General features: G+C 70.5%; 24 protein-coding genes. 11 read left to right on the forward strand and 13 right to left on the reverse strand.

What is annotated here, in order from left to right; all coding sequences use genetic code 11:
* Positions 1-69 precede the first annotated feature (69 nt).
* Positions 70-1,305 (reverse strand): class I SAM-dependent RNA methyltransferase, encoded by a 1,236-nt coding sequence (locus AC07TY_RS14555; RefSeq protein WP_488624380.1) that lies wholly within the window; start codon positions 1,303-1,305, stop codon positions 70-72.
* Positions 1,306-1,355: 50 nt separating this feature from the next.
* On the opposite strand from AC07TY_RS14555, the gene AC07TY_RS14560 reads away from it, so the two are divergent.
* Both AC07TY_RS14560 and AC07TY_RS14565 read left to right on the forward strand, forming a co-directional pair.
* Complete coding sequence (locus AC07TY_RS14560) at positions 1,356-2,015, forward strand: Maf family protein (protein ID WP_123507291.1); 660 nt, start codon at positions 1,356-1,358, stop codon at positions 2,013-2,015.
* 79 nt (positions 2,016-2,094) lie between these two features.
* Positions 2,095-3,855 carry an acetyl/propionyl/methylcrotonyl-CoA carboxylase subunit alpha gene (locus tag AC07TY_RS14565; protein WP_494785771.1) on the forward strand — a complete coding sequence of 587 codons (1,761 nt, stop codon included), beginning with the start codon at positions 2,095-2,097 and terminating at the stop codon, positions 3,853-3,855.
* A 245-nt stretch (positions 3,856-4,100) separates the two neighbouring features.
* Here AC07TY_RS14565 and AC07TY_RS14570 read toward each other — a convergent pair whose 3' ends face one another.
* Positions 4,101-4,976, reverse strand: coding sequence for a type IV toxin-antitoxin system AbiEi family antitoxin domain-containing protein (locus AC07TY_RS14570; protein ID WP_494785772.1), 876 nt, complete (start codon positions 4,974-4,976; stop codon positions 4,101-4,103).
* Between the two features lie 216 nt (positions 4,977-5,192).
* On the opposite strand from AC07TY_RS14570, the gene AC07TY_RS14575 reads away from it, so the two are divergent.
* Entirely contained in the window at positions 5,193-6,041 is an 849-nt protein-coding gene (locus tag AC07TY_RS14575) for a purine-nucleoside phosphorylase (protein WP_123507295.1), read from the forward strand.
* Between the two features lie 2 nt (positions 6,042-6,043).
* On the forward strand, positions 6,044-7,921 hold the full coding sequence (locus tag AC07TY_RS14580) for a phospho-sugar mutase (protein WP_494785912.1): 1,878 nt from the start codon (positions 6,044-6,046) through the stop codon (positions 7,919-7,921).
* Positions 7,922-8,262: 341 nt separating this feature from the next.
* Here the strand turns inward: AC07TY_RS14580 and AC07TY_RS14585 are convergent, their stop codons facing one another.
* The 9 genes from AC07TY_RS14585 to AC07TY_RS14625 form a co-directional block, all read right to left on the reverse strand.
* Positions 8,263-8,535: a PTS sugar transporter subunit IIB gene (locus tag AC07TY_RS14585; RefSeq protein WP_488624386.1), complete on the reverse strand. Its 273-nt coding sequence runs from the start codon at positions 8,533-8,535 to the stop codon at positions 8,263-8,265.
* Between the two features lie 13 nt (positions 8,536-8,548).
* Positions 8,549-8,998: a PTS sugar transporter subunit IIA gene (locus tag AC07TY_RS14590; RefSeq protein ID WP_494785773.1), complete on the reverse strand. Its 450-nt coding sequence runs from the start codon at positions 8,996-8,998 to the stop codon at positions 8,549-8,551.
* A gap of 3 nt (positions 8,999-9,001) precedes the next feature.
* On the reverse strand, positions 9,002-10,114 hold the full coding sequence (locus AC07TY_RS14595; RefSeq protein WP_494785774.1) for an adenosine deaminase: 1,113 nt from the start codon (positions 10,112-10,114) through the stop codon (positions 9,002-9,004).
* A gap of 66 nt (positions 10,115-10,180) precedes the next feature.
* The gene (locus tag AC07TY_RS14600; protein WP_123507299.1) at positions 10,181-11,473 is read right to left on the reverse strand and encodes a thymidine phosphorylase; all 1,293 of its coding nucleotides are present in this window, start codon (positions 11,471-11,473) and stop codon (positions 10,181-10,183) included.
* Entirely contained in the window at positions 11,470-11,907 is a 438-nt protein-coding gene (locus AC07TY_RS14605) for a cytidine deaminase (protein WP_494785775.1), read from the reverse strand. The genes AC07TY_RS14600 and AC07TY_RS14605 overlap by 4 nt, the downstream gene beginning before the upstream one ends.
* A complete protein-coding gene (locus AC07TY_RS14610) occupies positions 11,904-13,193 on the reverse strand; it encodes an ABC transporter permease (RefSeq protein ID WP_494785776.1) in 1,290 nt (429 codons plus the stop codon). Before AC07TY_RS14610 ends, AC07TY_RS14605 begins: the two co-directional genes overlap by 4 nt.
* On the reverse strand, positions 13,190-14,455 hold the full coding sequence (locus AC07TY_RS14615) for an ABC transporter permease (RefSeq protein ID WP_494785777.1): 1,266 nt from the start codon (positions 14,453-14,455) through the stop codon (positions 13,190-13,192). Before AC07TY_RS14615 ends, AC07TY_RS14610 begins: the two co-directional genes overlap by 4 nt.
* On the reverse strand, positions 14,452-15,969 hold the full coding sequence (locus AC07TY_RS14620; protein ID WP_494785778.1) for an ABC transporter ATP-binding protein: 1,518 nt from the start codon (positions 15,967-15,969) through the stop codon (positions 14,452-14,454). Before AC07TY_RS14620 ends, AC07TY_RS14615 begins: the two co-directional genes overlap by 4 nt.
* Positions 15,970-16,077: 108 nt before the next feature.
* The gene (locus AC07TY_RS14625; protein ID WP_494785779.1) at positions 16,078-17,169 is read right to left on the reverse strand and encodes a BMP family lipoprotein; all 1,092 of its coding nucleotides are present in this window, start codon (positions 17,167-17,169) and stop codon (positions 16,078-16,080) included.
* Between the two features lie 226 nt (positions 17,170-17,395).
* Between AC07TY_RS14625 and AC07TY_RS14630 the strand changes: the two genes are divergently transcribed.
* From AC07TY_RS14630 to AC07TY_RS14655, 6 genes are all read left to right on the forward strand, one after another.
* The gene (locus AC07TY_RS14630; RefSeq protein WP_123507305.1) at positions 17,396-18,508 is read left to right on the forward strand and encodes a mannose-1-phosphate guanylyltransferase; all 1,113 of its coding nucleotides are present in this window, start codon (positions 17,396-17,398) and stop codon (positions 18,506-18,508) included.
* Between the two features lie 111 nt (positions 18,509-18,619).
* Positions 18,620-19,768 carry a glycosyltransferase family 4 protein gene (locus AC07TY_RS14635; protein WP_494785780.1) on the forward strand — a complete coding sequence of 383 codons (1,149 nt, stop codon included), beginning with the start codon at positions 18,620-18,622 and terminating at the stop codon, positions 19,766-19,768.
* A gap of 90 nt (positions 19,769-19,858) precedes the next feature.
* Positions 19,859-20,305 (forward strand): succinate dehydrogenase, cytochrome b556 subunit, encoded by a 447-nt coding sequence (gene sdhC / locus AC07TY_RS14640; RefSeq protein WP_123507306.1) that lies wholly within the window; start codon positions 19,859-19,861, stop codon positions 20,303-20,305.
* A 3-nt stretch (positions 20,306-20,308) separates the two neighbouring features.
* Complete coding sequence (locus AC07TY_RS14645; RefSeq protein ID WP_494785781.1) at positions 20,309-20,764, forward strand: succinate dehydrogenase hydrophobic membrane anchor subunit; 456 nt, start codon at positions 20,309-20,311, stop codon at positions 20,762-20,764.
* 40 nt (positions 20,765-20,804) lie between these two features.
* Positions 20,805-22,619 carry a succinate dehydrogenase flavoprotein subunit gene (sdhA, locus tag AC07TY_RS14650; protein ID WP_233580072.1) on the forward strand — a complete coding sequence of 605 codons (1,815 nt, stop codon included), beginning with the start codon at positions 20,805-20,807 and terminating at the stop codon, positions 22,617-22,619.
* Position 22,620: 1 nt separating this feature from the next.
* Positions 22,621-23,373: a succinate dehydrogenase iron-sulfur subunit gene (locus tag AC07TY_RS14655; RefSeq protein WP_123507308.1), complete on the forward strand. Its 753-nt coding sequence runs from the start codon at positions 22,621-22,623 to the stop codon at positions 23,371-23,373.
* Here the strand turns inward: AC07TY_RS14655 and AC07TY_RS14660 are convergent.
* Together AC07TY_RS14660 and AC07TY_RS14665 are read right to left on the reverse strand one after the other, a co-directional pair.
* Positions 23,370-23,714 carry a hypothetical protein gene (locus tag AC07TY_RS14660; protein WP_123507309.1) on the reverse strand — a complete coding sequence of 115 codons (345 nt, stop codon included), beginning with the start codon at positions 23,712-23,714 and terminating at the stop codon, positions 23,370-23,372. The genes AC07TY_RS14655 and AC07TY_RS14660 overlap by 4 nt on opposite strands.
* A complete protein-coding gene (locus tag AC07TY_RS14665) occupies positions 23,704-24,861 on the reverse strand; it encodes a DUF6177 family protein (RefSeq protein ID WP_494785782.1) in 1,158 nt (385 codons plus the stop codon). Before AC07TY_RS14665 ends, AC07TY_RS14660 begins: the two co-directional genes overlap by 11 nt.
* Positions 24,862-25,058: 197 nt before the next feature.
* Here AC07TY_RS14665 and AC07TY_RS14670 point away from each other — a divergent pair, with 197 nt between their 5' ends.
* Positions 25,059-25,898, forward strand: coding sequence for a hypothetical protein (locus tag AC07TY_RS14670; RefSeq protein ID WP_494785783.1), 840 nt, complete (start codon positions 25,059-25,061; stop codon positions 25,896-25,898).
* Positions 25,899-25,987: the final 89 nt, after the last annotated feature.

A 25,987-nucleotide genomic window follows, 5' to 3' on the forward strand; every position in this document is an offset into this window, starting at 1 on the left:
CCTTCGTTCGATGGACGCGTCGGGTCCCTGATTTCCCCGGGCGTCCACCCGGAATTCTATCGGGATCGGTCACTCTCGACGGGCGAGGCGCACCACGGTTTCAAGATGGTGGGTGTTCGGGAACAGGTCGAAGGCACGAATGCCCTCGACTGCGTAGCCGTCCTCCGCGAAGAGGGCGACGTCCCGAGCGAGCGCGACCGGATCGCAGGCGACATAGATCACCTGCGCGGGCCCTGCCGACGTTATCCGCCCCACCACGTCTTTCCCAGCCCCCGATCGGGGTGGGTCGAGCACGATCGTGGCCTTGGCCAGGCGGTCGCTCTCGCCCTTGCTGAGCTTCGTGGCGAGGTCGCGGATCCAGCGCTCGACGCGTCCGGTCTCGGCGGTGGCGCCGATCCACTCCTTGAGGTTCTCGGAGGCGTGGTCGGTCGCCCGCGGGTCGCTCTCGACGCTGGTGATCCGGACGGCCTGGCCGAAGCGGTCGCCGACCGCGGCGGCCAGCAGGCCCACTCCCCCGTAGAGGTCGAGGTTCATGGCACGCGGGTCGAACAGGTCCGGGTCGATGAGGTCCTGGACGGCTGCGGTGAGCGTCGTCGCCGCTCCGTGGTGCACCTGCCAGAAACCGCCGTCGTCGAGGCGGAACTCGCGATCGCCGACGCGCTCGACCACTGTGGTCCGCGCCTGCTTGCCGATGATCAGGCGGGCGCCGCCCTCGCTCGGCTCGAGCACGTCGACGTGCTCCTCGCCGGCGAACAGCTGGTCGAGAGGCGCGGCCTCCTCGACCGCCGCGGTGGCCAGGGGGAGGTCGTCGACGGCGACGACCGTGTGCGAGCGGGCGGCGTACGGGCCGGGTCTGCCCGCCTCGTCGACGTGCAGGCGCACGCGGGTGCGCCACCGCGTGCCCGAGACGCCGTCGTCGCCGGCGAGGGGCTCCACGACGACCTCGGGGGTGATCCTGCCCATGCGCTCGAGGGCGTCGGCGAGGACCTGGCGCTTCAGCTCGCGCTGGTGATCGAGGGCGATGTGGCCGAACTCGGCGCCACCGGCTCGCTGCGACGGATCGCGATCGATGGAGGCCGCCGACCAGACGTGCTCCTGGCGGTGCGGCGACGCCTCGAGCACCTCGACGGCGTCGGCTCGCCAGAACGACTTCTTGCGGTCGTCGGTGATGCGGGCGCGCACTCGCTCGCCGGGGATCGCGTCGCTCACGAAGACGACCCGTCCGTCGAGCCGCGCGACGGAGATCCCGCCGTGCGCGATGGAGGTGACGTCGAGGTCGACGTCCTGGCCAGTGAGTTCACCCATGCCTCCTATTGTCCACGCGCGCTCCTCGCCGCATGCGCCAAGCTGGTCGCATGACGGTCCGCCTCTACCTCGCCAGCACCTCCCCCGCCCGCCTCTCGCTCCTGCGCGCCGCCGGCATCGAGCCGGTGCTGATCTCCCCCGGCGTCGACGAGGACGAGGCGGTCGCCGTCGAGTCGCTCCGGCTCGGCCGTCCCCTCGATGCCGTCGAGACCGTGTCTCTCCTGGCGCGGGCCAAGGCCGAGGCCGTGATCGGCGCCACTGTCGACGGCGAGCCGATCGACGGCTTCGTGCTCGGGGGCGACTCGGCGTTCGAGATCGAGGGCGACGTGCTCGGCAAGCCGCACGAGCCGGCCGTCGCCACCGCGCGGTGGGCGCAGATGGCCCGGGTCGGGCACGGCGTGCTGCACTCGGGCCACCACCTCCTGGACCATCGCGGCGGGGTTCCCCACCAGGGCGCGTCAGCCACGGCCTCGGCCCGGCTCACCTTCGCCGACGACCTGACCGACGCCGAGATCGCCGCCTACGTCGCCTCGCGCGAACCGCTCGAGGTCGCCGGCGCCTTCACCATCGACGGACTCGCCTCGGCCTTCATCACCGACATCGAGGGCACGCCGTCTGCGGTGGTGGGCCTCTCGATCCCCGTGCTCCGACGTCTCTTCCGGCAGCACTTCGGCGTCGAGTGGCACGAGCTGTGGCCGACAGACTTGTAGACCACCTCCTGTGCCGATTGCCCGTTTTTGTGCGGGGCATCCAAAGGGGGTGCATTCGGTACCCCTAGGCTTGGTTCTCATGCCGCGTATTACAAAGGTGCTCATCGCCAACCGTGGAGAGATCGCAGTGCGGGTCATCCGCGCCGCGCGAGACAGCAGCATCGCGTCCGTCGCGGTCTACGCCGACCAAGACCGCGACGCGCTCCACGCCCGCCTCGCCGACGAGGCCTACTCGCTCGACGGCACCACGAGCGCCGACACCTACCTCGTGATCGACAAGATCCTCTCGGTGGCCCGCCGCTCGGGCGCCGACGCCGTGCACCCCGGCTACGGATTCCTCGCCGAGAACGCCGACTTCGCCCGCGCCGTCATCGATGCGGGGCTCGTCTGGATCGGCCCCTCGCCCGAGGCGATCGAGCAGCTCGGCGACAAGGTGTCCGCTCGGCACATCGCCGAGCGGGTCGGAGCGCCGCTCGCTCCCGGCACCCTGAACCCGGTCTCCGGCGCCGACGAGGTGCTCGACTTCGTCGACACGCACGGCCTCCCGGTCGCCATCAAGGCGGCGTTCGGCGGCGGCGGTCGCGGTCTCAAGGTCGCCCGCACCCGCGAAGAGGTGCCCGAGATGTTCGACTCCGCGACCCGCGAGGCCATCGCCGCCTTCGGTCGCGGCGAGTGCTTCGTCGAGAAGTACCTCGACGAGCCCCGGCACGTCGAGACCCAGTGCCTCGCCGACCAGCACGGCAACGTCGTCGTCGTCTCGACCCGCGACTGCTCGCTTCAGCGCCGCCACCAGAAGCTCGTCGAAGAGGCGCCCGCGCCCTTCCTCACCGACGCCCAGCACGACGCCCTCTACGCCGCTTCGAAGGCGATCCTCCGCGAGGTCGGCTACGTCGGCGCCGGCACCTGCGAGTTCCTCATCGGCAGAGACGGCACGGTCTCCTTCCTCGAGGTCAACACCCGCCTGCAGGTCGAGCACCCGGTCAGCGAAGAGGTCACCGGCATCGACCTGGTCCGCGAGCAGTTCCGCCTCGCCGAGGGCGGCGTCCTCGACTACGACGACCCCGAGCCCGTCGGCCACTCGTTCGAGTTCCGCATCAACGGCGAAGACCCGGGCAGGAACTTCCTCCCGGCACCCGGCCCCGTCCACGTCTTCAAGGCGCCCGGCGGCCCCGGCGTCCGCGTCGACACCGGCGTGCAGTCGGGCGACGAGATCTCCGGCGCGTTCGACTCCCTCCTCGCCAAGCTCATCGTGACCGGCGCCTCGCGCGAGGACGCCCTCGAACGCTCGCGCCGCGCACTCGACGAGTTCGAGGTGGCCGGCCTGCCGACCGTGCTCCCCTTCCATCGCGCGATCGTCTCCGACCCCGCCTTCGCCCCCGAGGGCGGCAAGCCGTTCTCCATCTACACGCGCTGGATCGAGACCGACTTCGACAACACGATCCCCGCCTGGAGCGGCGAGGCCTCGGCCCCGTCCGTCGCCGGCGAGCGCTCGACGGTCGTCGTGGAGGTCGCCGGAAAGCGCATCGAGGTGACGCTCCCCGCGTCGCTCGGCACCCGCTCCTCCGACCCGGTCGCGCCGAGCAGGCGTCGCAGCGGCGCCCGCAGCGGTGGCGCCGTCGCCACCGGCAACGCGGTCAAGGCGCCGATGCAGGCTACCGTAGTCAAGCTCGCCGTCGAGAACGGGCAGAAGGTCGTCAAGGGCGACCTCGTCCTCGTGCTCGAGGCGATGAAGATGGAGCAGCCGGTCGCCGCCCACCGCGACGGCGTCGTGTCGGGCATCGACGCGACCGTCGGCGCGACGGTGTCGTCGGGACACGTGCTGCTGAGCATCGAGGACTGAGCGGGGCGCGGGCGGCGTGGTGCTGGGCGCCCGTGTGCCCGTTCCTGCTGTCGTGCCCGTTCCTGCTGTCGTGCCCGTTCCTGTCGTCGTGCCCGTTCCTGTTGTCGTGCCCGTTCCTTGTACAAGGACGTCGCGCGCCTTCGCAAGGAGCGCACGCCCGTTCTGCACCGCCCACAAGGCAATCCGCCCCGTTTTCGTCCCTTCCCGAGGACGACCCTCGCGAGAGTCCTTGCGAACTGCCGTACTCACGACGCCACGTTCGCCACGGCATCCAGCACCATCCGCTCCACCCACGGCCACTGGTCGCGCACGTGGTCGGCGGTGAAGCGCAGCGTCACGATCCCCTGCGCAGCGGCTTCGGCATCCCGCCGTCGGTCCTCGCCGAACTGCGCCCGGCTGCCGTGGAACGCGAAGCCGTCCACCTCGACGGCGACGCGCGTGCCGAGCAGGCGCAGGTCGACGTGCCCGACCCGCGACAGCGAGGCCTGCCGCTCCACCACGTAGCCGAGCCGCTCGAGGCGCAGCCGCACGATCGTCTCCAGCCCGGACTGCGCGCCCGGCCGACACCGCTCGATCGCCCGCCCAGCTGACGGAGTGAGCCCCGATGCGATTCGATACACCGTCTCCTGCTCGACGAGACCCGTCGTGAGCGCGCTCTCGACGGTCGCGGTCGCCGTCTCGAGGTCCGCCCAGCGGAGCACCTGACGCAGGCAGCGCTCGGGCGACACGCGCCAGGCCCAGGCGACATCGCGAGGGTCGTCGTTCCAGTGCACGACCACTGTCCGCCCCTCGATCGTCCGGACCGAGCGGAGCTGCTCGCGCCGCGTCTTCGGGACCATCGCGGAGTTCCGCGGCACGACGACGTGCAGCCGGTCGTCGCAGCCGTCCCAGAGACCATATGAAGCCGCGGCCGAGAGCCCCGCCAGCCGCCCGCCCGCACGCACCGCGAGCAGCGCGGCCGGCGACGCGTCCGGCAGGGCGTAGAGGCCGCGCCGCACTCGCAGCAGCCGCCCGTCGGCCACGGCGGCCGCCAGGTGCCGCGGGGCGACGCCGCCGGAGGAGAGCCCGCGGGTCGTGGCGATGCCGCCGGCGGAACGAAGGATGCGCTCGAAGTTGTCCATGCCCCGAGCCTGCGGCGGCGGCTGGGCACGGAACGAAAGAGGCGGTGCGCTGTGGAGAGACCACGCGAGTTCCTGCACCCTGTGGAGAACTGCTCACCCGCGATGCGGGGGTTCCTGGCGCTGGTCAGAGCGCTTGCCATCGTCGTACTCGCTGACATCCTGCGGCCTGTGGAGAGTCTCGACGAGGGATCCCCGACGGCCCCTAGAGTGGTTCGCATGTCTTCGACCACCACGAATCCCGTCGGCGCGAACCCGCTCGACGACCCGTCCGCCGACCCCGCCGAGATCGCGCAGACGGCCGCCGCCGAGATCGCGAGCGCCACCGGCGTCGCCCGCCACGACATCGCCCTCACCCTGGGCAGCGGCTGGGGCAAGGCCTCCGAGCTGCTGGGCGAGACCGTCGCCGAGGTGCCCGCCGCCGAGATCACCGGCTTCACCGCTTCGGCGGTCGTGGGCCACTCCGGCACGCTGCGCAGCGTCCGTCTGGCCGACGGCCGGCACGCGCTCATCATCGGCGCGCGCACGCACTACTACGAGGGGCACGGAGTCCGCCGAGTCGTCCACAGCGTCCGCACCGCGGCGGCCACCGGCGCGAAGATCATGATCCTGACCAACGGCGCCGGCGGCATCCGCGAGAGCTGGACCCCCGGGCAGCCCGTGCTCATCAGCGATCACATCAACCTGACAGCCGACTCGCCCCTCGAGGGCGCGACGTTCATCGACCTCACCGACCTCTACTCGAAGCGCCTCCGCGACATCGCGCGCACCATCGACCCGAGCCTCGACGAGGGCGTGTACTGCCAGTTCCGCGGGCCGCACTACGAGACCCCGGCCGAGGTGCAGATGGCCAAGGCGATCGGCGGTCACATCGTCGGGATGTCGACCAGCCTCGAGGCGATCGCCGCCCGCCAGTCGGGCATGGAGGTGCTCGGCTTCTCGCTGATCACCAACCTCGCCGCCGGCATCTCGCCCGAGCCGCTCAGCCACGCCGAAGTACTCGAAGCCGGCCGCACGGCAGAGCCGGTGATCAGCGACCTCCTCGCCCGCGTCGTGGCGGCGCTGTGAGCCTGCCAGAGACCCTCCGCGCCACCGCCGAGGCCTGGCTCGCGCAAGACCCCGACCCCGAGACCCGCGACGAGCTCACCGCTCTGGTGACCGCGGCCGACGGCGGCGACGAGACCGCTGCGGCCGATCTCGCCGACCGGTTCGACGGACGCCTGCAGTTCGGCACCGCGGGGCTCCGCGGCGAGCTGGGGGCGGGCTCGACGCGCATGAACCGCGTGCTGGTCGGCCAGGCCGCCGGCGGTTTCGCGAAGTTCCTGCTCTCGAGGTCGTCGGGTGCGGGCACGTCCGGGGCCGAGGGCAGCGTTTCCTCCGGGTCGCAGGAACGGACTCGTCGGGCCCCGAGCATCGTCATCGGCTACGACGGCCGCACCAACTCCGACGTCTTCGCCCGCGACACCGCCGAGATCATGGCCGGGGCGGGTATCCGCGCTGTGCTGCTCCCCCGCGCTCTGCCGACGCCCGTGCTCGCGTTCGCCGTGCGGCACCTCGATGTCTCGGCCGGCGTCATGGTCACGGCCAGCCACAACCCCCCGCGCGACAACGGCTACAAGGTGTACCTGGGCGACGACGACCACGGGTCGCAGATCGTCAGCCCGGTCGACGGCCAGATCGCCGCATTCATCGACGAAGTGGCACGCGGCTCGGTGCTCGACCTTGCGCGCTCCGACGAGTACGAGACCGCCGGCGACGACCTGGTGAGCGAGTACGTGCGGGTGACGGCGGCGATCTCCGGCACGTCAGACCCACTGGCGGAGCCCGCCCTCGTCGACGCTGCGCCGGCGGCGACCCCTGCGCCGCTCCGCGTCGTCTACACAGCTATGCACGGCGTCGGTTGGGAGGTCGCGCGGCGTGTGTTCGCCACGGCGGGCTTCCCCGAGCCGATCCCGGTCGCCGAGCAGGTGGCGCCCGACGCCGCCTTCCCCACCGTCGCGTTCCCGAACCCCGAAGAGCCCGGCGCCATGGACCTCTCGTTCGCCACGGCCTCGCGGGTCGAAGCCGACCTGATCCTCGCCAACGACCCCGACGCCGACCGGCTCGCGGTGGCGATCCCCGGTGCCGACGGCGAGTCCACCAGCTGGCGTCAGCTCACCGGCAACGAGGTCGGTGCCCTGCTCGGGTGGCGGGCCGCGGAGCGGGCGACCGCTACCGGTGCGACCGCTGATGGTGCCGCCGCATCGTCCGATGCGGCTTCTGGTGCCGGTGCGACCGCTTCGTCGGCCTCGGCCGATTCGACGCCGGGCGCACTGGCCGCGAGCATCGTCTCGTCGCCGGCGCTCCGTGCCGTCGCCGACTCGTTCGGGCTGCCGTTCGTCGACACGCTCACGGGGTTCAAGTGGGTGTCGCGCGTGCCCGGCCTCGTCTACGGCTACGAGGAGGCTCTCGGCTACCTCGTCGACCCGGCCAAGGTCCGTGACAAGGACGGGATCTCGGCTGCGGTCGACATGCTCGCCCTCGCGACCGAGCTCGCCACGAGCGGCAGCTCCCTGCGCCAGCACCTCGCCGACTTCGACGCCCGCTTCGGCGCCTTCGCGTCGTCGCAGGTGTCGTTGCGCGTGACCGACCTGGCCCAGATCCCCCGCATCACGTCCGCGTTGCGCGCGACGCCGCCGACCGAAATCGGAGGGCACCCCGTCGATCGGCTCGACGATTTCGCCGATGGGTTCGAGTCGTTCCCGCCCGGCGACATCCTGCGCTTCTGGCTCAGTGGTGACGAGAGCCACGACGGCTCCCGGGTCATCGTGCGACCCAGCGGAACCGAGCCGAAGCTCAAGGTGTACATCGACGCATGGAGCACGACCGGCGATGCAGCTGCGCGGCGTGCGGCGGCCGACGCCGTCGTGGCTGAGCTTGACGCCGGGGTGCGCGCGCTGCTGCGCTGAGTGGGTCGGTTCGCAAGGACTTTCGGCGACGGCATCCTTGTGTGCGATGCAGAACGGCGTCGAACTCCTCGTGGGGCGTGCACCGACGCCGCCGAATCCTCGTGAACACGCACGGCGTCCTCAGATAAGGAGGACGGCGCGACGGCGGGACGGCGGCTCAGGGCACGCGCGCGATGACGGTGCACGTTCGCAAGGACTCTCGGCGACGGCATCCTTGTCGGGGATGCAGAAAGGCGTCGAACTCCTCGTGGGGCGTGCACCGAGGCCGCCGAATCCTCGTGGACACGCAGCGAGTCCTCACCGAAGGACGGCGCACACGCACGCTGACGACGCGCGCCCACTCACCCCAGCGCCGCCACCAGCTTCTCGCGCAGCTCCTCGAGGTCGAAGTGGTTCACGACGACGATGACCTCGGCGAACGTCGGGCCGATGGCGTCGACGAACTCGGCCGACGTCAGGATCACCTGGGCGTCGTCGGCGACGGCGCGGATCGACGCGACGTCGGCGGCGACGACGTCGGCCTCGATGTCGAGGCCGGCGAGCACGCGCTCGGCGTTCACCTTGAGGATTCCGCTGGAGCCGATGCCGACGCCGCAGATGGTGACGATCTTCACGAGTTCACACCGTTCATGAGCTGGGCACTCCCATCAGTCGCCGTACCTCGTCGGCGGAGGTCGCCGCTGCGAGACCCGGGATGATGCTCGGGTCGTTGAAGACGTTGGCGAGGTCGGCGATCGACTCGAGATGGCCGCCGACCGACTCGACGGCAAGGCCGAGCACGACGCCGACCGGGTCGTTGTGCGGGTGGCCGAAGGCGACCGGCGTCGCGAGGGTGACGACGGCGAGGCCGTCGGCGTGCACCTGGTCGTCGGGCCGCGCGTGGGCGAGGGCGAGACCGGGGGCGATCACGACGTAGGGGCCGTGCTCCTCGATCATGCGGATCATCGCGTCCGCGTAGCCGGGCTTGGCCACGCCGGAGGCGACGAGCGCGGCTCCGGCAGCGTGCACGGCCTCGCGCCAGTCGGCGACCGTCGCCGCGATGACGATGGACTCGTCGGGAAGAGCGGGAAGCGTCATGGGTCAGGCCTCCTCGAAGCCGAGGGCGATGCGGTCGGCGAGCGCGTCGCGATCTTCGAGCGGGAGGAAGGCGGCGGCCGCGGCGTTCAGCTGGAAGACCTGGAAGTCGTTGAGGTCGTAGTCGAACGCCTGCGACAGGAGCGCGAGCTCGCGGCTGAGGCTCGTGGCGCTCATCAGCCGGTTGTCGGTGTTGACGGTGACGCGGAAGCCCAGCTGGTAGAGGAGGTCGAAGGGATGGTCGTACATCTCGGTGCCCCAGAACGCGATCGCCCCGGTCTGCAGGTTCGACGACGGCGCCAGCTCGAGGGTGATCTCGCGGTCGCGCACCCAGGTGGCGATCGGACCCAGGCCCACGGTGGTGCGGTCGGTCTCGCGGCCGATCACGCTGACGTCGTCGGCGAGGCGCACCCCGTGCCCGAGACGCAGCGCCCGGCCGTCGAGGAGGGCGCCGCGGATGCTGTCCAGCCCGTCGGCCTCGCCCGCGTGGACGGTGACGGGCAGGAACTCGGTCGCGAGCAGGTCGAACGCCGCGCGGTGACCCGCGGCCGGGAAGCCGATCTCGGGGCCCGCGATGTCGAAGGCGACGACGCCGTTCTCGCGGTGGCGGAGGGCGAGCTCAGCGATGGCGAGCGACTCGCCGGTGTGCCGCAGTGCGCAGAGGATCTGGCCGATCGAGATCTCGTGGCCGCGCTCGGCGAGGTCGTCGATCGCGTCGTCGATACCCTGCTGGACCGCCTCGACCGCGGCGTCGAGAGTGAGGCCGCGGGTCAGGTGCTGCTCGGGAGCCCAGCGGACCTCCCCGTGGATGACGCCGTCGGCAGCCAGGTCGAGCACGAACTCGTGGGCGACCCGGGTGAGGGCCTCGGCCGTCTGCATGACAGCGACGGTGATCTCGAACGTCTTCAGGTACTCGACCAGCGAGCCCGAGTCGGCCTGGGCCGCGATCCAGGCGCCGAGGTCGCCCTCGGGCAGCTCGATGCCGGCTGCCGGCGCGAGCTCGGCGATCGTCGTCGGGCGGAGACCGCCGTCGAGGTGGTCGTGGAGCGAGACCTTCGGCAGCGCCGCGATGCTCGGCCCGCCGTTGGGCAGGCGGTACTCCTGATCCGGTGCGCTCATACCGACAACCGTACTAGTGGCCGCAGTCGGCAGACTGAACGGCGACCACAAGCGGGCGGGGTGAATCTAGGAGATTCGCTCCACGACGAGAGACCGGGGCGCCGGGGCCGTGCCGCCGATGCTCCAGGCGCCCTCGACGGCCTCCAGCGCGCGGCCGAACCGCGATTCGTCCTCGCTGTGAAGGGTGAAGAGCGGCTGGCCGGCGGTGACCTGGTCGCCGGGCTTCGCGTGCAGCTCGATGCCGGCCGTGGCCATCACCGGATCCTGCTTGCGGGCGCGTCCGGCGCCGAGGCGCCAGGCGGCGATGCCGAACGGCAGCGCCTCCTGCTCGATGAGGTAGCCCGACTCGGCGGCGGTGACGACGTGCGTGTGCGGCGCCACCGGCAGCGGGGCCTCAGGGTCGCCGCCCTGGGCGCGGATCATGCGGTTCCAGGAGTCCATGGCTCGTCCGTCGTCGAGAGCGGCCTCGACGTCGGCGTCGGGCTGGCCGGCGGCGGCGAGCATCTCGCGCGCCAGGGCCACGGTGAGCTCGCGGATGTCGGCCGGGCCGCCGCCCGAGAGGGTCTCGAGCGACTCGCGCACCTCGAGGGCGTTTCCGATCGTCTTGCCGAGCGGAACGCTCATGTCGGTGAGGAGCGCCGACGTGCGAACGCCCGCGTCGGTGCCGAGGTCGACCATGGTGTGCGCGAGTTCCTGCGCCCGTGTGAAGTCCTGGATGAAGGCGCCGGAGCCGAACTTCACGTCGAGCACCAGGGCGGCGGTGCCCTCGGCGATCTTCTTCGACATGATCGACGACGCGATCAGCGGAATCGCCTCGACGGTGCCGGTGATGTCGCGGAGCGCGTAGAGCTTGGCGTCGGCGGGGGCGAGACCTGTTCCGGCGGCGCAGATCACGGCACCCTCGTCGGCGAGGATCTCGCGCATGCGCTCGTTGGTGAGCGACGCCTGCCAGCCGGGGATCGACTCGAGCTTGTCGAGGGTCCCGCCCGTGTGGCCGAGGCCTCGGCCCGAGAGCTGCGGCACCGCGACGCCGAACGAGGCGACGAGCGGCGCGAGGGGCAGGGTGATCTTGTCGCCGACTCCGCCGGTGGAGTGCTTGTCGACGGTCGTCCTGCCGAGGCCGTCGAACGACATCGTCTCGCCCGACGCGATCATGGCGAGCGTGAGGTCGCGGATCTCGGAGCGCTGCATGCCGTTCAGGAAGATCGCCATGGTGAGCGCCGACATCTGCTCGTCGGCGACGTAGCCGCGCGTGTAGGCGTCGATCAGCCAGTCGATCTGGGCAGTGCTCAGCGTGCCGGAGGAGCGCTTGACGCGGATCAGGTCGACGACGTCGAAGGGTTCGATGGAAGTGGTCATTGTGAGTCCTTCTGGGAGGCCTCGTAGGCCTGGAGCTGACGGGGCCCGAACGCGTCCGGGATCACCTCGTCGATGGTCTTGAATCCGGAGACGGTGTCGAGCACCATGCCCTCGGCGGAGTGCTCGTAGAGCAGCTGCCGGCAGCGGCCGCACGGCATCAGCACGCCGCCGTTGCCGTCGACGCAGGCGAACGCGACGAGGCGGCCCCCGCCGGTCATGGTCAGCTGCGACACGAGCGAGCACTCGGCGCACAGCGTGAGGCCGTACGAGGCGTTCTCGACGTTGCAGCCCGACACCACGCGGCCGTCGTCGGTCAGCGCCGCAGCCCCCACCGGAAACTTCGAGTAGGGCACGTAGGCCTTCTGCATGGCCTCCCGAGCGGTGGCGCGCAGGCCGTCCCAGTCGAAGACGCTCTCGTAGTCGACGTCGGTCATGACTTCACGTAGGGCTTCCCCGAGGCGGCGGGGCCCCTCGACTGGCCGACGAGCCCCGCGACGGCGAGGATCGTGACGACGTACGGCAGCATCAGCATGAACTCGCTCGGCACCGGCGAGCCGACCGCGCTGAGCACGTTCTGCAGGTTGCTGGCGAAGCCGAAGAGAAGAGCCGCGAGCGTGGCGCGGATCGGATCCCAGCGCCCGAAGATGACGGCGGCGAGGGCGATGTAGCCGGCACCCGCGGTCATCGACTTCTGGAACTCGCCCAGGTCGCCGAGGGTGAAGAACGCGCCGCCCAGGCCGGCGATCGCGCCCGCCAGCGAGACGTTCCAGAAGCGGGTCGCGTTGACCCGGATACCCACGGTGTCGGCCGCCTGCGGGTGCTCGCCGACCGCGCGGAGGCGGAGGCCCCAGCGGGTCTTGAACAGGCCGAAGAAGACGACAGCGACGGCGACGTACATCAGGTAGACGACGACGTTCTGCTGGAAGAAGAGCGGCCCGATCAGCGGGATGGAGCTGAGCCCGGGGATGTCGACCTGTGCGAAGCGGAGCCCCTGGTTGAGCTTCTCGTTCGAGGTGAGCACCTCGGAGTAGAGGAAGCTCGTCAGGCCGGTGACGAACACGTTCAGCACGACGCCGACGATGACCTGGTCGACGAGGTAGCGGATGCTGAAGACGGCCAGGATCATCGACACCAGGGCGCCGGCGACCATGGCGCTGACGAGGCCGGCCCAGAGCGACCCGGTGACGCTGGCCACGACGGCCGAGACGAAGGCGCCGCCCAGCAGCTGGCCCTCGATGGCGACGTTCACGACGCCGACCCGCTCCGAGATGACGCCGCCGAGGGCGCCGAAGATCAGCGGAGTCGAGAGGGCGAGCGACCCGACGAGAAGGCCGGGCACCAGGATCGACTGGTCGGCGCCCGCCCAGGTGAGGAAGGCGACGAAGAACAGGACGCCGAACACCGCGATGAGCCAGATCGGCACCCGGCGGTACTGCGACACCAGGTAGGCGGCTGCGACCGCGATGACGGCGAGCACGATCGTGAGCACGATGTCGGTGCTGCGCGTCGGCAGGACGGCGTTGGGGAGCTTGACGAAGTCGGTCGACGACGACAGGCGGAAGGTCGAGTCACCCGACCGGCCTGCCACGAGGAACAGCAGGACCGACACGACGACGAACGCGCCCAGCGCGATCGGTGCCTTCCAGGAGCGCGTCTTCGCGACGGCGAGCCCGGGGGTCTCGGCGACGGGCACGGCCACGTCGGGGGTCAGGGAGCTCACTTGGTCACCACCGCGGTCTTGGAGGAGGACGCCTTGCGGATTCGGGGCGACCCGGAGCCGGTCTGCCGGATTCGGAAGATGGTCCGCACCAGCGGCGGCGCCGCCACGAACAGGACGATCAGCGACTGCACGACCAGCACGATGTCGATCGGCACGCCGTTCGCGGCCTGCATGGCGTAGCCGCCGGCCTTGAGAGCACCGAACAGGATGCCCGCGCCGAAGACGCCCCAGGGGCGCGAGCGGCCGAGCAGCGCGACGGTGATCGCGTCGAAGCCGATGCCCGCGTCGATACCCGACGAGAAGCCGGTGGTCAGCGTGCCGAGCACCTGCGTGGCGCCGGCGATGCCGACGAGCGCGCCCGACAGGACCATCGCCCAGACGTAGACGTTCTTGACGTTGATGCCGGCGGTGCGGGCCGCGTGGGGGTTCTCGCCCACGGCGCGGAAGCGGAAGCCGAGCGTCGACCGGTTGAGCAGCCACGAGCAGAAGATCGTCGCGGCGATCACGAGCAGGAAGCCGACGTTGAGGTTGAAGTTCGGGCCGAGCAGCTTCGGCAGGATCGCCGTGGGCAGCGTCGCCGGAGACTGCGGGTTCGTCGAGCCGGGTGCCTGGAGCAGGCCGGGCGTCCGGAGCATGAACGACACCAGGTACAGGGCGACGTAGTTCAGCATGATCGTCAGGATCACCTCGTGCGCGCCGGTGCGCGCCTTCAGGAAGCCGACGATGAAGCCCCAGAGGGCCCCGCCCGCGATACCCGCGATGATGGCGAGCGGCAGGTGGACGGCCAGCGGCAGGTGGAACGAGAAGCCGACCCAGCCGGCGGCCGCGGCGCCCATCAGGATCTGCCCCTGGCCGCCGATGTTGAACATGCCGGCGCGGAACGCGAGCGCCACCCCGAGGCCCGCGACGATCAGCGGCATCGCGTAGTTCAGAGTCTCGGTCAGCGGGTGGATCCCGGCGGCGAAGCCGTAGGCGCTGAAGTCGATGACGCTGCCCTGGAAGATCGACACGTAGGCGACCGACACGGAATGCCAGACCGCCTGGATCATGTCGCCCGGGCGGGCGAAGAAGTAGCCGGACGTCGACTGCACGGTCGGGTCGGTCGCTGCGATCAGGATGCCCGAGAGCACCAGCGCGAGGACGACGGCGAGGACGGACACCATCGCGTTGCTCTGGACGATGTCGCGGAGCAGGCGCGAGGCCTGCGCGTCGCGCGCAGGAGCCGGAGCCGGAGCGGGCGTGGTCGGGGTGGGGGTGCTCATGCTGCGTCCTCCGTCGAGGGGACCTCGCCGGCCATCATGAGGCCGAGGACGTCGCGGGGGGTGTCGGCGGGGACGATGCCGACGATCGTGCCGCGGTACATGACGGCGATGCGGTCGGCGAGCGCGGTGACCTCGTCGAGCTCGGTCGAGACCACGATCACGGGAACGCCCGAGTCGCGGGTCTCGACGATGCGCTTGTGGACGAACTCGATCGAGCCGACGTCGATGCCGCGGGTGGGCTGGGCCGCGACGAAGAGCCGCAGGTCGCGCGACAGCTCGCGGGCCAGGACGACCTTCTGCTGGTTTCCGCCCGACAGGCGGCCCACCGGAGTGGCGATGCCCTGGCTGCGGATGTCGAACTCGCGGACCTTCTCGGTCGCGAACTCGGCCAGCTCGACCAGGCGGAGCCAGCCGCGCTTCACGAACGGGCCGGACTGCGAGCGGTCGAGCATGAGGTTCTCGGCGATGGTGAACTCGCCGACGAGGCCGTCCTCGGTCCGGTCCTCCGGGACGAAGCCGACGCCCGAGTCGAGCACCTTCCGGACGCTGAGGCCCTGGATCTGCTTGCCGTCGAGCTCGATCCGCCCCTCGACGCGCGGCTGGAGGCCGAGGATCGCCTCGGTGAGCTCGGTCTGGCCGTTGCCCTGCACGCCGGCGATGGCGAGGATCTCGCCTCGGCGCAGCTCGAACGAGACGCCGTCGACGACGAACTGGCCGATGGCGTCGATGACGCGGAGGTCGTCGACCACGAGCGCGACGTCGCCCGGCTCGGCCGGCGCCTTCTGCACGGTCAGCTCGACGGAGCGGCCGACCATGAGCGAGGCGAGCTCGGCGTTGGACGCCGAGGGCGAGGCCTCGCCGACGACCGTGCCGAGGCGGATCACGGTGATGCGGTCGGCGACCTCGCGCACCTCGCGGAGCTTGTGGGTGATGAAGACGATCGCGGTGCCGGCGTCGCGGAGCTGCCGCATGATCGCCATCAGCTCGTCGGTCTCCTGCGGCGTCAGCACGGCGGTCGGCTCGTCGAACACGAGCACCTTCGCGTCACGCGACAGCGCCTTGATGATCTCGACGCGCTGCTGCACGCCGACGGGGAGCTCCTCGACGATGGCGTCGGGGTCGACGTCGAACCCGAACCGCTGCGAGATCGCGCGCACCTTCGCGCGCGCTCCCGGAAGGTCGAGGCGGCCGCCGAACGCGGTCTCCTCGTGGCCGAGCATGACGTTCTCGGCGACGGTGAAGACCGGCACGAGCATGAAATGCTGGTGCACCATCCCGATGCCGGCGTTCATGGCGTCGCCGGGACCGGCGAACCGCTGGACGACGTCGTCGAGCAGGATGTCGCCCTCGTCGGCCTGGTACAGGCCGTAGAGCACGTTCATGAGGGTGGACTTGCCGGCGCCGTTCTCTCCGAGAAGCGCGTGGATCTCGCCAGGCTCGACGGTGAGGCTGATGTGATCGTTCGCGGTGAGAGCGCCGAAGCGCTTGGTGATGCCTTGCAGCTCGAGTTTCATGGGGTTGGGTTCTCCCTGGGGGGTCAGGCAGGCGTAAGGGCCCGAAGCGACGTTAGTCGCTCCGGGCCCTGGGGTGGGACGGCCGCGCGAGCGGCCGACCCCCTGGCGCTACTTGCTGGCGGCCGGCGACTTGACCGTGATCGAGCCGTCGATGATGCCCGCCTTGATCGTCTTCAGCTCGCCCTCGAGGGTCGAGGGGATCTTGTCGGCGTAGTCGTGGAACGGGGCGAGGCCGACGCCGTCGTTCTTCAGGGTGCCGACGTAGGGGGTCGACGAGAAGTCGCCCTTGGCGGCGGACTCGATGACGGCCTCGGTCGCGGGCTTGATGCCCTTCTCGACGCTGGTCAGGAAGAGCGCCTTGTTGGAGGGGTCGGTCTCGTAGGTGTCGGAGTCGGCCCCGATGAGGACGATGTCTTTACCGCTCTCGTTGGCGTCCTTCGCGGCCTGCGCAGCGCTCTGGTAGATCGGGCCGCCGACCGGGAGGATGACATCGGCATCCTGATCGATCAGCGACTGAGCCGTCTGCTTAGCAACGGTTCCGGCTTCGAAGCCGCCCGTGAACGAGCCGCCCTTCTGGTTGTCAACGTCCCAGCCGCGGACCTTGACGTTCTTGCCCTTTTTCTCGTTGTAGTACTGAACGCCGTCATAGAAGCCATCCATGAAGATGGTGACGGTTGGAATGTGCGCGCCGCCGAAGGTGCCGACGACACCGGTCTTCGAGTAGGCGGCAGCAGCGTACCCGCCGAGGAAGGCCGCCTCGGAGGTGTTGAAGGTGATCGGCTGCACGTTGTCGGCCGTGATCGACGCGTCGTCGATGGTGGCGAAGTCGACGTTCGGGTTCGCCTTGGCGGCGGCCTTCGTCGCGTCGGCGAGCAGGAAGCCGACGGTGATGATCAGCTTGCACTTCTGAGTGACGAGGCTCGAGATGTTCGAGGCGTAGACGGTCTGGTCGGCGGACTCGACGGCCTTCGGCGTGACGCCGAGGGTGTCGCCGGCGGCGTCGAGGCCCTCCTTGCCGAGCTGGTTGAACGACTTGTCGTCGAAGCCGCCGGCGTCCGAGACCATGCACGGGAGGTAGCTCGACGCCGAGCCGCTCTTGGTGCTCGTCGCTTCGGGGGCCGAGCCGCAGCCGGCGAGGATCGCCGTCGCTCCGACCATGGCGATGCCGGTGAACACGGCCTTTCGCACGGAGATTGTCACTGTGTCCTCCAAGACGGGTTCTGCGCGATGCAGAGGGATTGTGAAGAAGTGGCCCAGCATTCGCCGCTGGGCGCGATGTCTTGCAGGTTACCCAAAGTTACGAGGGCTAATTGCACGTCGCCCCGATCGGGCGCGAAGCGTTACCGGACCGCGACCATCGTGAAACAGCGCCGTCACGCCGAATCTGATAGGGGTTCCGGGTTGTGCCCGCCGCTAAGGTGTGGGCATGACGACAGCACTCGACCGGTTCTACAGCATCATCCCGGCCGGCGGCATCGGCTCCCGCCTGTGGCCGCTGAGCCGCGCAGACGCCCCGAAGTTCCTGCACGATCTCACCGGGTCGGGCACCACGCTGCTTCGCGGAACCTGGGACCGCCTCGCCCCGATCAACGGCGAGCAGCGGATCATGGTCGTCACCGGGCGCTCGCACCGCGCCGCCGTCGAGGCCCAGCTGCCCGCCCTCGAGGACCGCAATGTCGTGCTCGAGTCCGAGCCGAAGGACAGCACCGCCGCGATCGGTCTCGCCGCCGCCATCCTCGCCAAGCGCGAGCCCGACGTGATCATCGGCTCGTTCGCCGCCGACCACGTCATCAGCGATCAGCGCGGCTTCGTGCGCGCGGTCAAGGAGGCCATCGTCGCCGCCGACGCCGGCTACATCGCGACGATCGGCATCACGCCGACCGAGCCTGCCGTCGGCTTCGGCTACATCCACTGCGGCCAGCCGCTCGCCATCGACGGCGCCCCGCACGCGGCAGCAGTGACCTCGTTCGTCGAGAAGCCCGAGCTCGAGACCGCCGAGGAGTACGTCGCCGACGGCAACTACCTCTGGAACGCGGGCATGTTCATCACGCGCGCCGACGTGCTGCTGCGGCAGCTCGGCGAGACGCGCCCCGAGCTGCTCGCCGGCCTGCTCGAGCTCGCCGACGCCTGGGACACCCCCGCGCGAGGCGCCGTCGTCGACCAGGTCTGGCCCGACCTCGAGAAGATCGCCATCGACTACACCGTGGCCGAACCCGCCGCGGCCCTCGGCCGACTCGCCGTCATCCCCGGCGACTTCGACTGGGACGACGTGGGCGACTTCGCCTCGATCGCGAAGCTGCACTCGAAGGGGCGCGCCTCCGACCTGGCGATCCTCGGCGAGAACGCCCGCGTGCTCGCCGACTCGTCGTCGGGCATCGTCGTCAGCCAGGGCGACCGGCTCATCTCGCTCATCGGCGTCAGCGACATCGTCGTGGTCGACACCCCCGACGCTCTGCTCGTCACCACCAGCGCCAACGCGCAGCGGGTCAAGAGCGTCGTCGACGCGCTCAAGCTGTCGGGGCGCAACGACGTCCTGTAGCAGCTGCGGGCAGGTCGCCATTCGGCGTTCACTGCCCCGCCACTCCCCTGTCACACGCGGCGCATAGGTTCGCCTCAGCGAGCGGGTTCTGTGCGCGGATGAGGTGGAATGATGCGAGTTGCCATCGTGACCGAGAGTTTTCTCCCGACCGTCAACGGGGTGACCAACAGCGTCTGCCGGGTGCTCGAGCATCTGCGCGACCGCGGCCACGAGGCCATGGTCATCGCGCCAGCGGGCAAGGGCCCGGACCGCTTCGCGGGCTTCGCCGTGCACCGCATGCCGAGCGTCGGCTACCGCCAGTTCCCGGTCGGGATCCCCGGCCCGGCCATGGCGTCGCTGCTCGCCGGCTTCGACCCCGACGTGATCCACGCCGCGTCTCCCCTCGTGCTGGGTGCGCAGGCGATCACCGCCGCCCAGCGGATGGGAGTGCCGAGCGTCGCGATCTTCCAGACCGACATGGCCAAGTACGCCGGCCACAACGGCTTCGGCGCCGCCGGAACCGCCCTCGTGTGGAAGCTCATCCGCAAGGTGCACCACAATGCGACCCTCACGCTCGTGCCCTCGGAGGCCTCCCGCCGCGACCTCGAGCGCATCGGCGTGCAGCGCGTCGCGACCTGGGGCCGCGGCGTCGACTCGGCGCTCTACCATCCCAACCGCCGTACCGAGCAGGCAGCGCAGGAACTGCGGGCCCGTCTCGCACCCGACGGCGAGGCGATCGTGGGCTACGTCGGGCGCCTCGCCCCCGAGAAGGAGCTCGAGCGCCTGCAGGCCCTCCGGCGCATCCGCGGCATGAGGCTCGTGCTGGTCGGCGACGGGCCCGCGCGCGCCTCGCTGGGCCGGCGCCTGTCTGGGCTCGACCCGGTCTTCCTCGGGACGCTCCGCGGCGAGGAGCTCGCCACGGCCTACGCCGCCTTCGACCTGTTCGTGCACGCCGGCACGACCGAGACCTTCGGGCAGACGCTGCAGGAGGCTCATGCGGCCGGGCTCCCGGTCGTCGCGCCGGCCGCCGGCGGTCCCCTCGACCTCGTCGAGCACGGGGTGGACGGCTTCTTGTTCGACCCGCGCCACGACCACTCGCTGCGGCGGGCCGTCCTCTCGCTGGTCGAGGACCCACTCCTCCGCGCCCGCTTCGGCGAGGCCGGCCGGCGCGCGGTGGTCGGCCGCACCTGGACCCACCTCGGCGACGAGCTGATCGCGCACTACGGGGCCGCCGCCGCGGCGATGCCGCAGCCCGTGGGAACTCTCTCGGCATCGAGATAATCCCCTCAGCGCTCTCCAAGGCGCTCAGGACGGGTGCCTAGGATGGTTCAGATACCGCGTCACACCCCGATCCGTTTTGGAGGGTTGCTCATGGCCGAGCAGACAGGGGTCCTCACCGGGCCTCCCGCGCCGAATGGCGACACGAAGGTGGCGCCTCCGCGCCCGAGCAGGTTCCAGGGCACGCTGTACCGGGGTCGCGAGGGCATGTGGTCGTGGGTCCTCCACCGGATCACCGGCGTCTCGATCTACTTCTTCCTGCTGGTGCACATCCTCGACACGGCGCTCGTCCGGGTCAGCCCGCAGGCGTACAACGCGGTCATCGGCACCTACAAGCACCCGATCATGGGCTTCGGCGAGACGGCTCTCGTCGCGGCGATCGGCTTCCACGCCCTCAACGGCCTCCGGATCATCCTGATCGACTTCTGGAGCCAGGGCACGAAGCACCAGCGACTCATGTTCTGGATCGTGATCGCCCTCTGGGTGATCCTGCTCGCCGGCTTCGTCCCCCGCCAGATGATGAACATCTTCTCGGAGTAGCGCATGACCTCCTCGACCATCGAAGCCCCCCGGAGCCCTCGCCCCGTCACGCGTAAGCGCCGCGTCAACTGGGAGAAGTGGGGATGGCTCTACATGCGCGGCAGCGGAGTGCTGCTGATCGCGCTGATCGCCGCGCACCTGTTCACGAACCTCATCGCCGGCCAGGGCGGCGTCAAGGCGATCGACTTCGCCTTCGTCGGCGGCAAGTGGTCGAACCCGTTCTGGAAGGTGTGGGACACCCTGCTCCTCTGGCTCGCCCTGATCCACGGCTCGAACGGCATGCGCACCATCGTGAACGACTACGTGTCGAACCCGAAGGTCCGCAAGACCATGCTGATCGCGCTGCTGGCCTCCAGCGTCGTCCTCCTGCTCCTCGGCACCCTGGTCATCTACACGTTCGACCCGTGCCCGGCCGGCTCCCTCCCGAGCGACCTCCCGTCGTTCTGCCCGGCCCAGTAACGCCGTTCTCCTAGCGGCTCCCCCACTCTCGAAGGTTCCTGTGTCTGACATCCCCGACTCCTCCACCGCCCCGACCCGCACCATCGACGGCGTCCACTACCACCAGCACGACATCGTCATCGTCGGCGCCGGCGGCGCCGGGATGCGTGCGGCCATCCAGGCCGGCGCGGGCGCCTCGACAGCCGTCATCTCGAAGCTCTACCCCACGCGATCGCACACGGGAGCGGCCCAGGGCGGCATGGCCGCGGCCCTCGCCAACGTCGAGGACGACAACTGGGAGTGGCACACCTTCGACACCGTGAAGGGCGGCGACTACCTCGTCGACCAGGACGCGGCCGAGATCCTGGCCAAAGAAGCCATCACCGCGGTGCTCGAGCTCGAGAACATGGGCCTGCCGTTCAACCGGACGCCCGAGGGCAAGATCGACCAGCGGCGCTTCGGCGGCCACACCTCCGAGCACGGCAAGGCTCCGGTGCGCCGTGCCTGCTACGCGGCCGACCGCACCGGCCACATGATCCTGCAGACGCTGTTCCAGAACTGCGTGAAGCTCGGCATCAACTTCTTCAACGAGTTCTACGTGCTCGACCTCATCATGACCGAGGTCGACGGCGAGAAGCGCCCCGCGGGCGTCGTGGCGTACGAGCTCTCGACCGGCGAGCTGCACGTCTTCCAGGGCAAGGCGGTCATCTTCGCGACCGGCGGCTTCGGCAAGATCTACAAGACGACCTCGAACGCCCACACGCTCACCGGCGACGGCGTCGGGATCATCTGGCGCAAGGGCCTTCCGCTCGAAGATATGGAGTTCTTCCAGTTCCACCCGACCGGCCTGGCCGGCCTCGGCATCCTCCTCTCGGAGGCCGCCCGAGGCGAGGGGGCGATCCTCCGCAACAGCGAGGGCGAGCGCTTCATGGAGCGCTACGCCCCGACCATCAAAGACCTGGCGCCTCGCGACATCGTCGCGCGCTGCATGCGCACCGAGATCCGCGAGGGCCGCGGCGCTGGCCCCAACAAGGACTACCTCTACCTCGACATCACGCACCTGTCGCCCGAGGTGATCGACGCGAAGCTCCCCGACATCACCGAGTTCGCCCGCACGTATCTCGGCGTGGAGCCCTACACCGAGCCGGTGCCGGTGCTTCCGACAGCGCACTACGCCATGGGCGGCATCCCGACCAACGTCAAGGCCGAGGTGCTCTCCGACAACACCACCGTCGTGCCCGGCCTCTACGCCGCCGGCGAGTGCGCCTGCGTGAGCGTCCACGGCTCCAACCGCCTCGGCACCAACTCGCTGCTCGACATCAACGTCTTCGGCAAGCGAGCCGGCGACAACGCGGTCGAGTACGTCAAGACGGCCGAGTTCGCGCCGCTCCCCGACGACGCCGCCGAGTTCGTCAAGGGCCTGATCGACCAGGTGCGCGGAGCGACCGGCACCGAGCGAATCGCGACCCTTCGTCGCGAGCTGCAGGAGTCCATGGACGACAACGCCCAGGTCTTCCGCACCGAGGAGACCCTCATCGCGGTCACCGAGAAGATCCAGGAGCTGCGCGAGCGCTTCCTGAACATCTCGGTGCAAGACAAGGGCAAGCGCTTCAACACCGACCTGCTCGAGGCCATCGAGCTCGGCTTCCTGCTCGACCTTGCCGAGGTCGTCGTGTACTCCGCGCTCTCACGCCAGGAGAGCCGCGGCGGCCACTTCCGCGAGGACTTCCCGAAGCGCGACGACGAGAAGTGGCTCGTGCACACGATGGCCTACCTCTCGGGCGACGCCCACTCGGCCGACGCGGGCGACCACATCAAGCTCTCGACCAAACCGGTCGTCATCACGAACTACCAGCCGATGGAACGGAAGTACTGAGATGAGCACCGTCCTCGAAGAGCGTCCGGCAGCAGCCGACGCGATCCAGAAGTTCACCGCGACGATGATGATCCGCCGCTTCGACCCCGATGTCGACACCGAGCCGCGCTGGCAGGAGTTCTCGGTCGAGATGCTGCCGACCGACCGCGTGCTCGACGCGCTGCACCAGATCAAGTGGGAGCAGGACGGCTCGCTGACCTTCCGTCGCTCGTGCGCCCACGGCGTCTGCGGCTCGGACGCCATGCGCATCAACGGCCGCAACCGCCTCGCGTGCAAGACACTGATGAAAGACCTCGACATCTCGAAGCCGGTCTACGTCGAGGCCATCAAGGGCCTGCCGCTCGAGAAGGACCTCGTCGTCGACATGGAGCCGTTCTTCGCCTCCTACCGCGAGGTGCAGCCCTTCCTGCAGTCGTCGTCGAAGCCCGAGAAGGAGCGCCTCCAGTCGGCCGAGCAGCGCGCCCGGTTCGACGACACCACGAAGTGCATCCTCTGCGCCGCCTGCACCTCGTCGTGCCCGGTGTTCTGGACCGACGGGCAGTACTTCGGCCCGGCAGCGATCGTCAACGCGCACCGCTTCATCTTCGACTCGCGCGACGAGGCAAGCGAGGTGCGGCTCGACATCCTCAACGACAAGGAGGGTGTGTGGCGCTGCCGCACGACCTTCAACTGCACCGAGGCGTGCCCGCGCGGCATTCAGGTGACACAGGCCATCGCCGAGGTCAAAGCCGCAGTGCTCCGCGGCCGGCCCTAATCGGCGACGACACAGACAGCACCCATCCCGACGGCGAGCTGCAACGCCACCCGCACCCCGATCTCCCCCTCGTCGCTGAGCGGCGCCACGGCGTCGCACCACCACGTCGGCAGGTCGACGGCGGGGGCGTCCGGCAGAAGGCGCGCGACCTCGCCGGCAGTCGGCATGAGGCGGGGCGGGTAGACGGTCAGCACCGGCACACCCGTGGCGGTGGTCACCTGCAGCGCCGAGCCCCCGTCGATCTCGCGCACGGCGGCGGCACCCGGGATCGCCTCGGCGGCCTCGGCGAGCGAGAACAGGTCGTGGTCGCCGCGGGAGAGGATCGTGATCTCACGGGGCACCCGGGTGACCCCCTCGAGTTCCTGCGCCCGTGTCGCCGGGCTTCTGGTCGTGCGGATGCGGCTCTCCGTGCAGGTCGAGGTCGCCGTGGAGGTCGTCCTCCCACGCCTGGAGCAGCGGCGCGGCCACGAGGGCGGTGAGGCGGTCGCCGCCGACGGAGTCGAGCGCATCGTGCAGGCGGTCCCAGCCGGGGTCGGTCGCCGTGCCGAGCGGCAGCAGGTAGGCGGGGCGCGACGCGCTGCCGACGACGACGACGTCCTGGTCGTCGGCGAAGACGCGCTCGTGCAGCGCCAGCCGCCGCACCGACGGGGCGCCGATGAGCAGCGCGACCGGATTCGGCGGCGGGTACTCGACCGGGCGGAACGTGCGATCGGCCTCCCCCACGCGCGCCAGAACCAGCGCGAAGGTGGGCAGAGAATGGACGGTCAGGATCGCGAGCGCCTCGCCCAGCCGCTCGATCGCCGCGTCCAGCCCCGCCGAAGCGCCCGGCACGTCGGCGGTGATGGCGACCGTCTCCTCGATGCCGTGCCCGCCGAACCGAGCTGTGACGGCGGCCGAGAAGCCGTCGCCCTCGACCAGGAACCTCGACGCATCGGGCGCGCGATGCCGGGCGTCCTGCGTGAGCACCCAGCGGTCCCAGCCGTGCTCCAGAGGCTCGGCGAGGCCCCAGGCGCGTGGGCGCCCGCCCCCGATCGCCAGCGCCATCGTCTCGAGCGCGCCGCCGAGCATCACGTCGTCCGTCGGCCGGTGCAGGAGCGTCACGTCGACGCTGAGCTGGGTGGTGTGGGCGTCCGCCGAGGTGAGCGAGCCCGTCGGGAGGTCGCCGTCGGCGTCCGGATCGTTTCCCTTCGCCGGGGCCAGCACGGCCTCGTCGAGGTCGGCGCGGTCGACGCCCGTGATGCCGTCGCGGAACCCGGTCGGCGTCTCGACGGCCCAGACCCCTCCTGCTGCGACCAGCGCCGAGCGCAGGCCGATGGTGATCCGAGCCGACTCGGGCGTCACCAGCACCACCGTGCGATCGGCCAGCGGCGGCCGCGACAGCAGGTCGGCGAGGGGCGGGGTGAGACGCACCACTCGAGACCGACTGGCCACCCGCACGGCATGCGGCGTGATCTCGTCGATCAGCGGATGGCGAATCGGTGTGCCCACCCGGCCCATTGAACTCCCGGGGGGCCGGCCGCGACCGGGCGAGCTCTGCGGCGGCACGCAGTTCGCGCACCCGTGGTCCGTCCGACACTCCTCGGCCCCCTCGCGCGCAGGCGCCACCCCACTCGCTACGCTCGGACCACGCCCTGCGACTCACCGAGCGAGGCGCCCGCCCCCTGCCCCGCCACGAGAGGCCCGCTGTGGACGCCGAGACCGACAACCGCCCCGATGAGCTCGCCCTGCAGAGAGAGATGGCGTCGGCCGTCGCCGCGTCGCTCGCCGAGGTCGAATGGGCTGAGGCGAGTCTCTTCTGGTCGGAACTCGCAGGCCGCCGACTCGAGACCCTCTCCGTCGGCGGTCACGCGTCCGAGCAGCCAGTGCCCCGCGCCGTCGACGAGCTCGGCCTCCGCCTCCGCCGCGACATGGCCGTCGCAGAACGCGGCACGTGGCTGTCGATGAGCCTCGTGATGGAGGCGGACGGCGGCTTCACCTGCCGGTTCAACTACGACCGACGCGTCTACGCCAACCCCGGCAGCCCGTTCACGGCGGGCCCCGGAGCCGCCGGGCCCGATGACGAGGCGTGGGCGCACGACCTGGCGCGGTTCCCGCGCAGTCCGCGCTACACGCCGGCCTGGCTGCCGGGAGCTGGTCTGGGCATCGCCGCACCCTACGACGTGCTCGCCGATGCCTGGGGCTGGCCCGGCGTGTTCGCCAGCGTCGAGCAGCAGACGGATGCGGCTCTCGCCGCGAACGGCGCCGTGCCGCCGCTTGCGCCGGCCGACGCCGAGGCCGTCGGCCGGCTCGTGCTCAGCGCCGTCGTCGCCGACGTGCTCGAACCGCACCACCTGGCCACCCTGCTGGGGCTCCACCGCGAGGCGGTGGGGCGACGGCTACTCCCCGATGTGCCGGGTGTCGACGGGCTCGACCCCGCGCTTCCGCTGCTCGAGGCGCGCGAGCAGTCGTCGCCGGCTCTGCTCGGCGTGGAGGCCGGGGTGTACGGCGTGATCGGCGACGTGGTGCGGGCTCGGCTGCGGGGCTGACGCCCCACCGGCAGAACCCGCCGAATCGGCACGAACCCGCCGAAAAGACGACGGGTTCGTGCCGCAACGGCGGGGCCGAGTGCGAGCCG

This window comes from Frondihabitans sp. GW821-FHT04F02 (assembly GCF_059420045.1).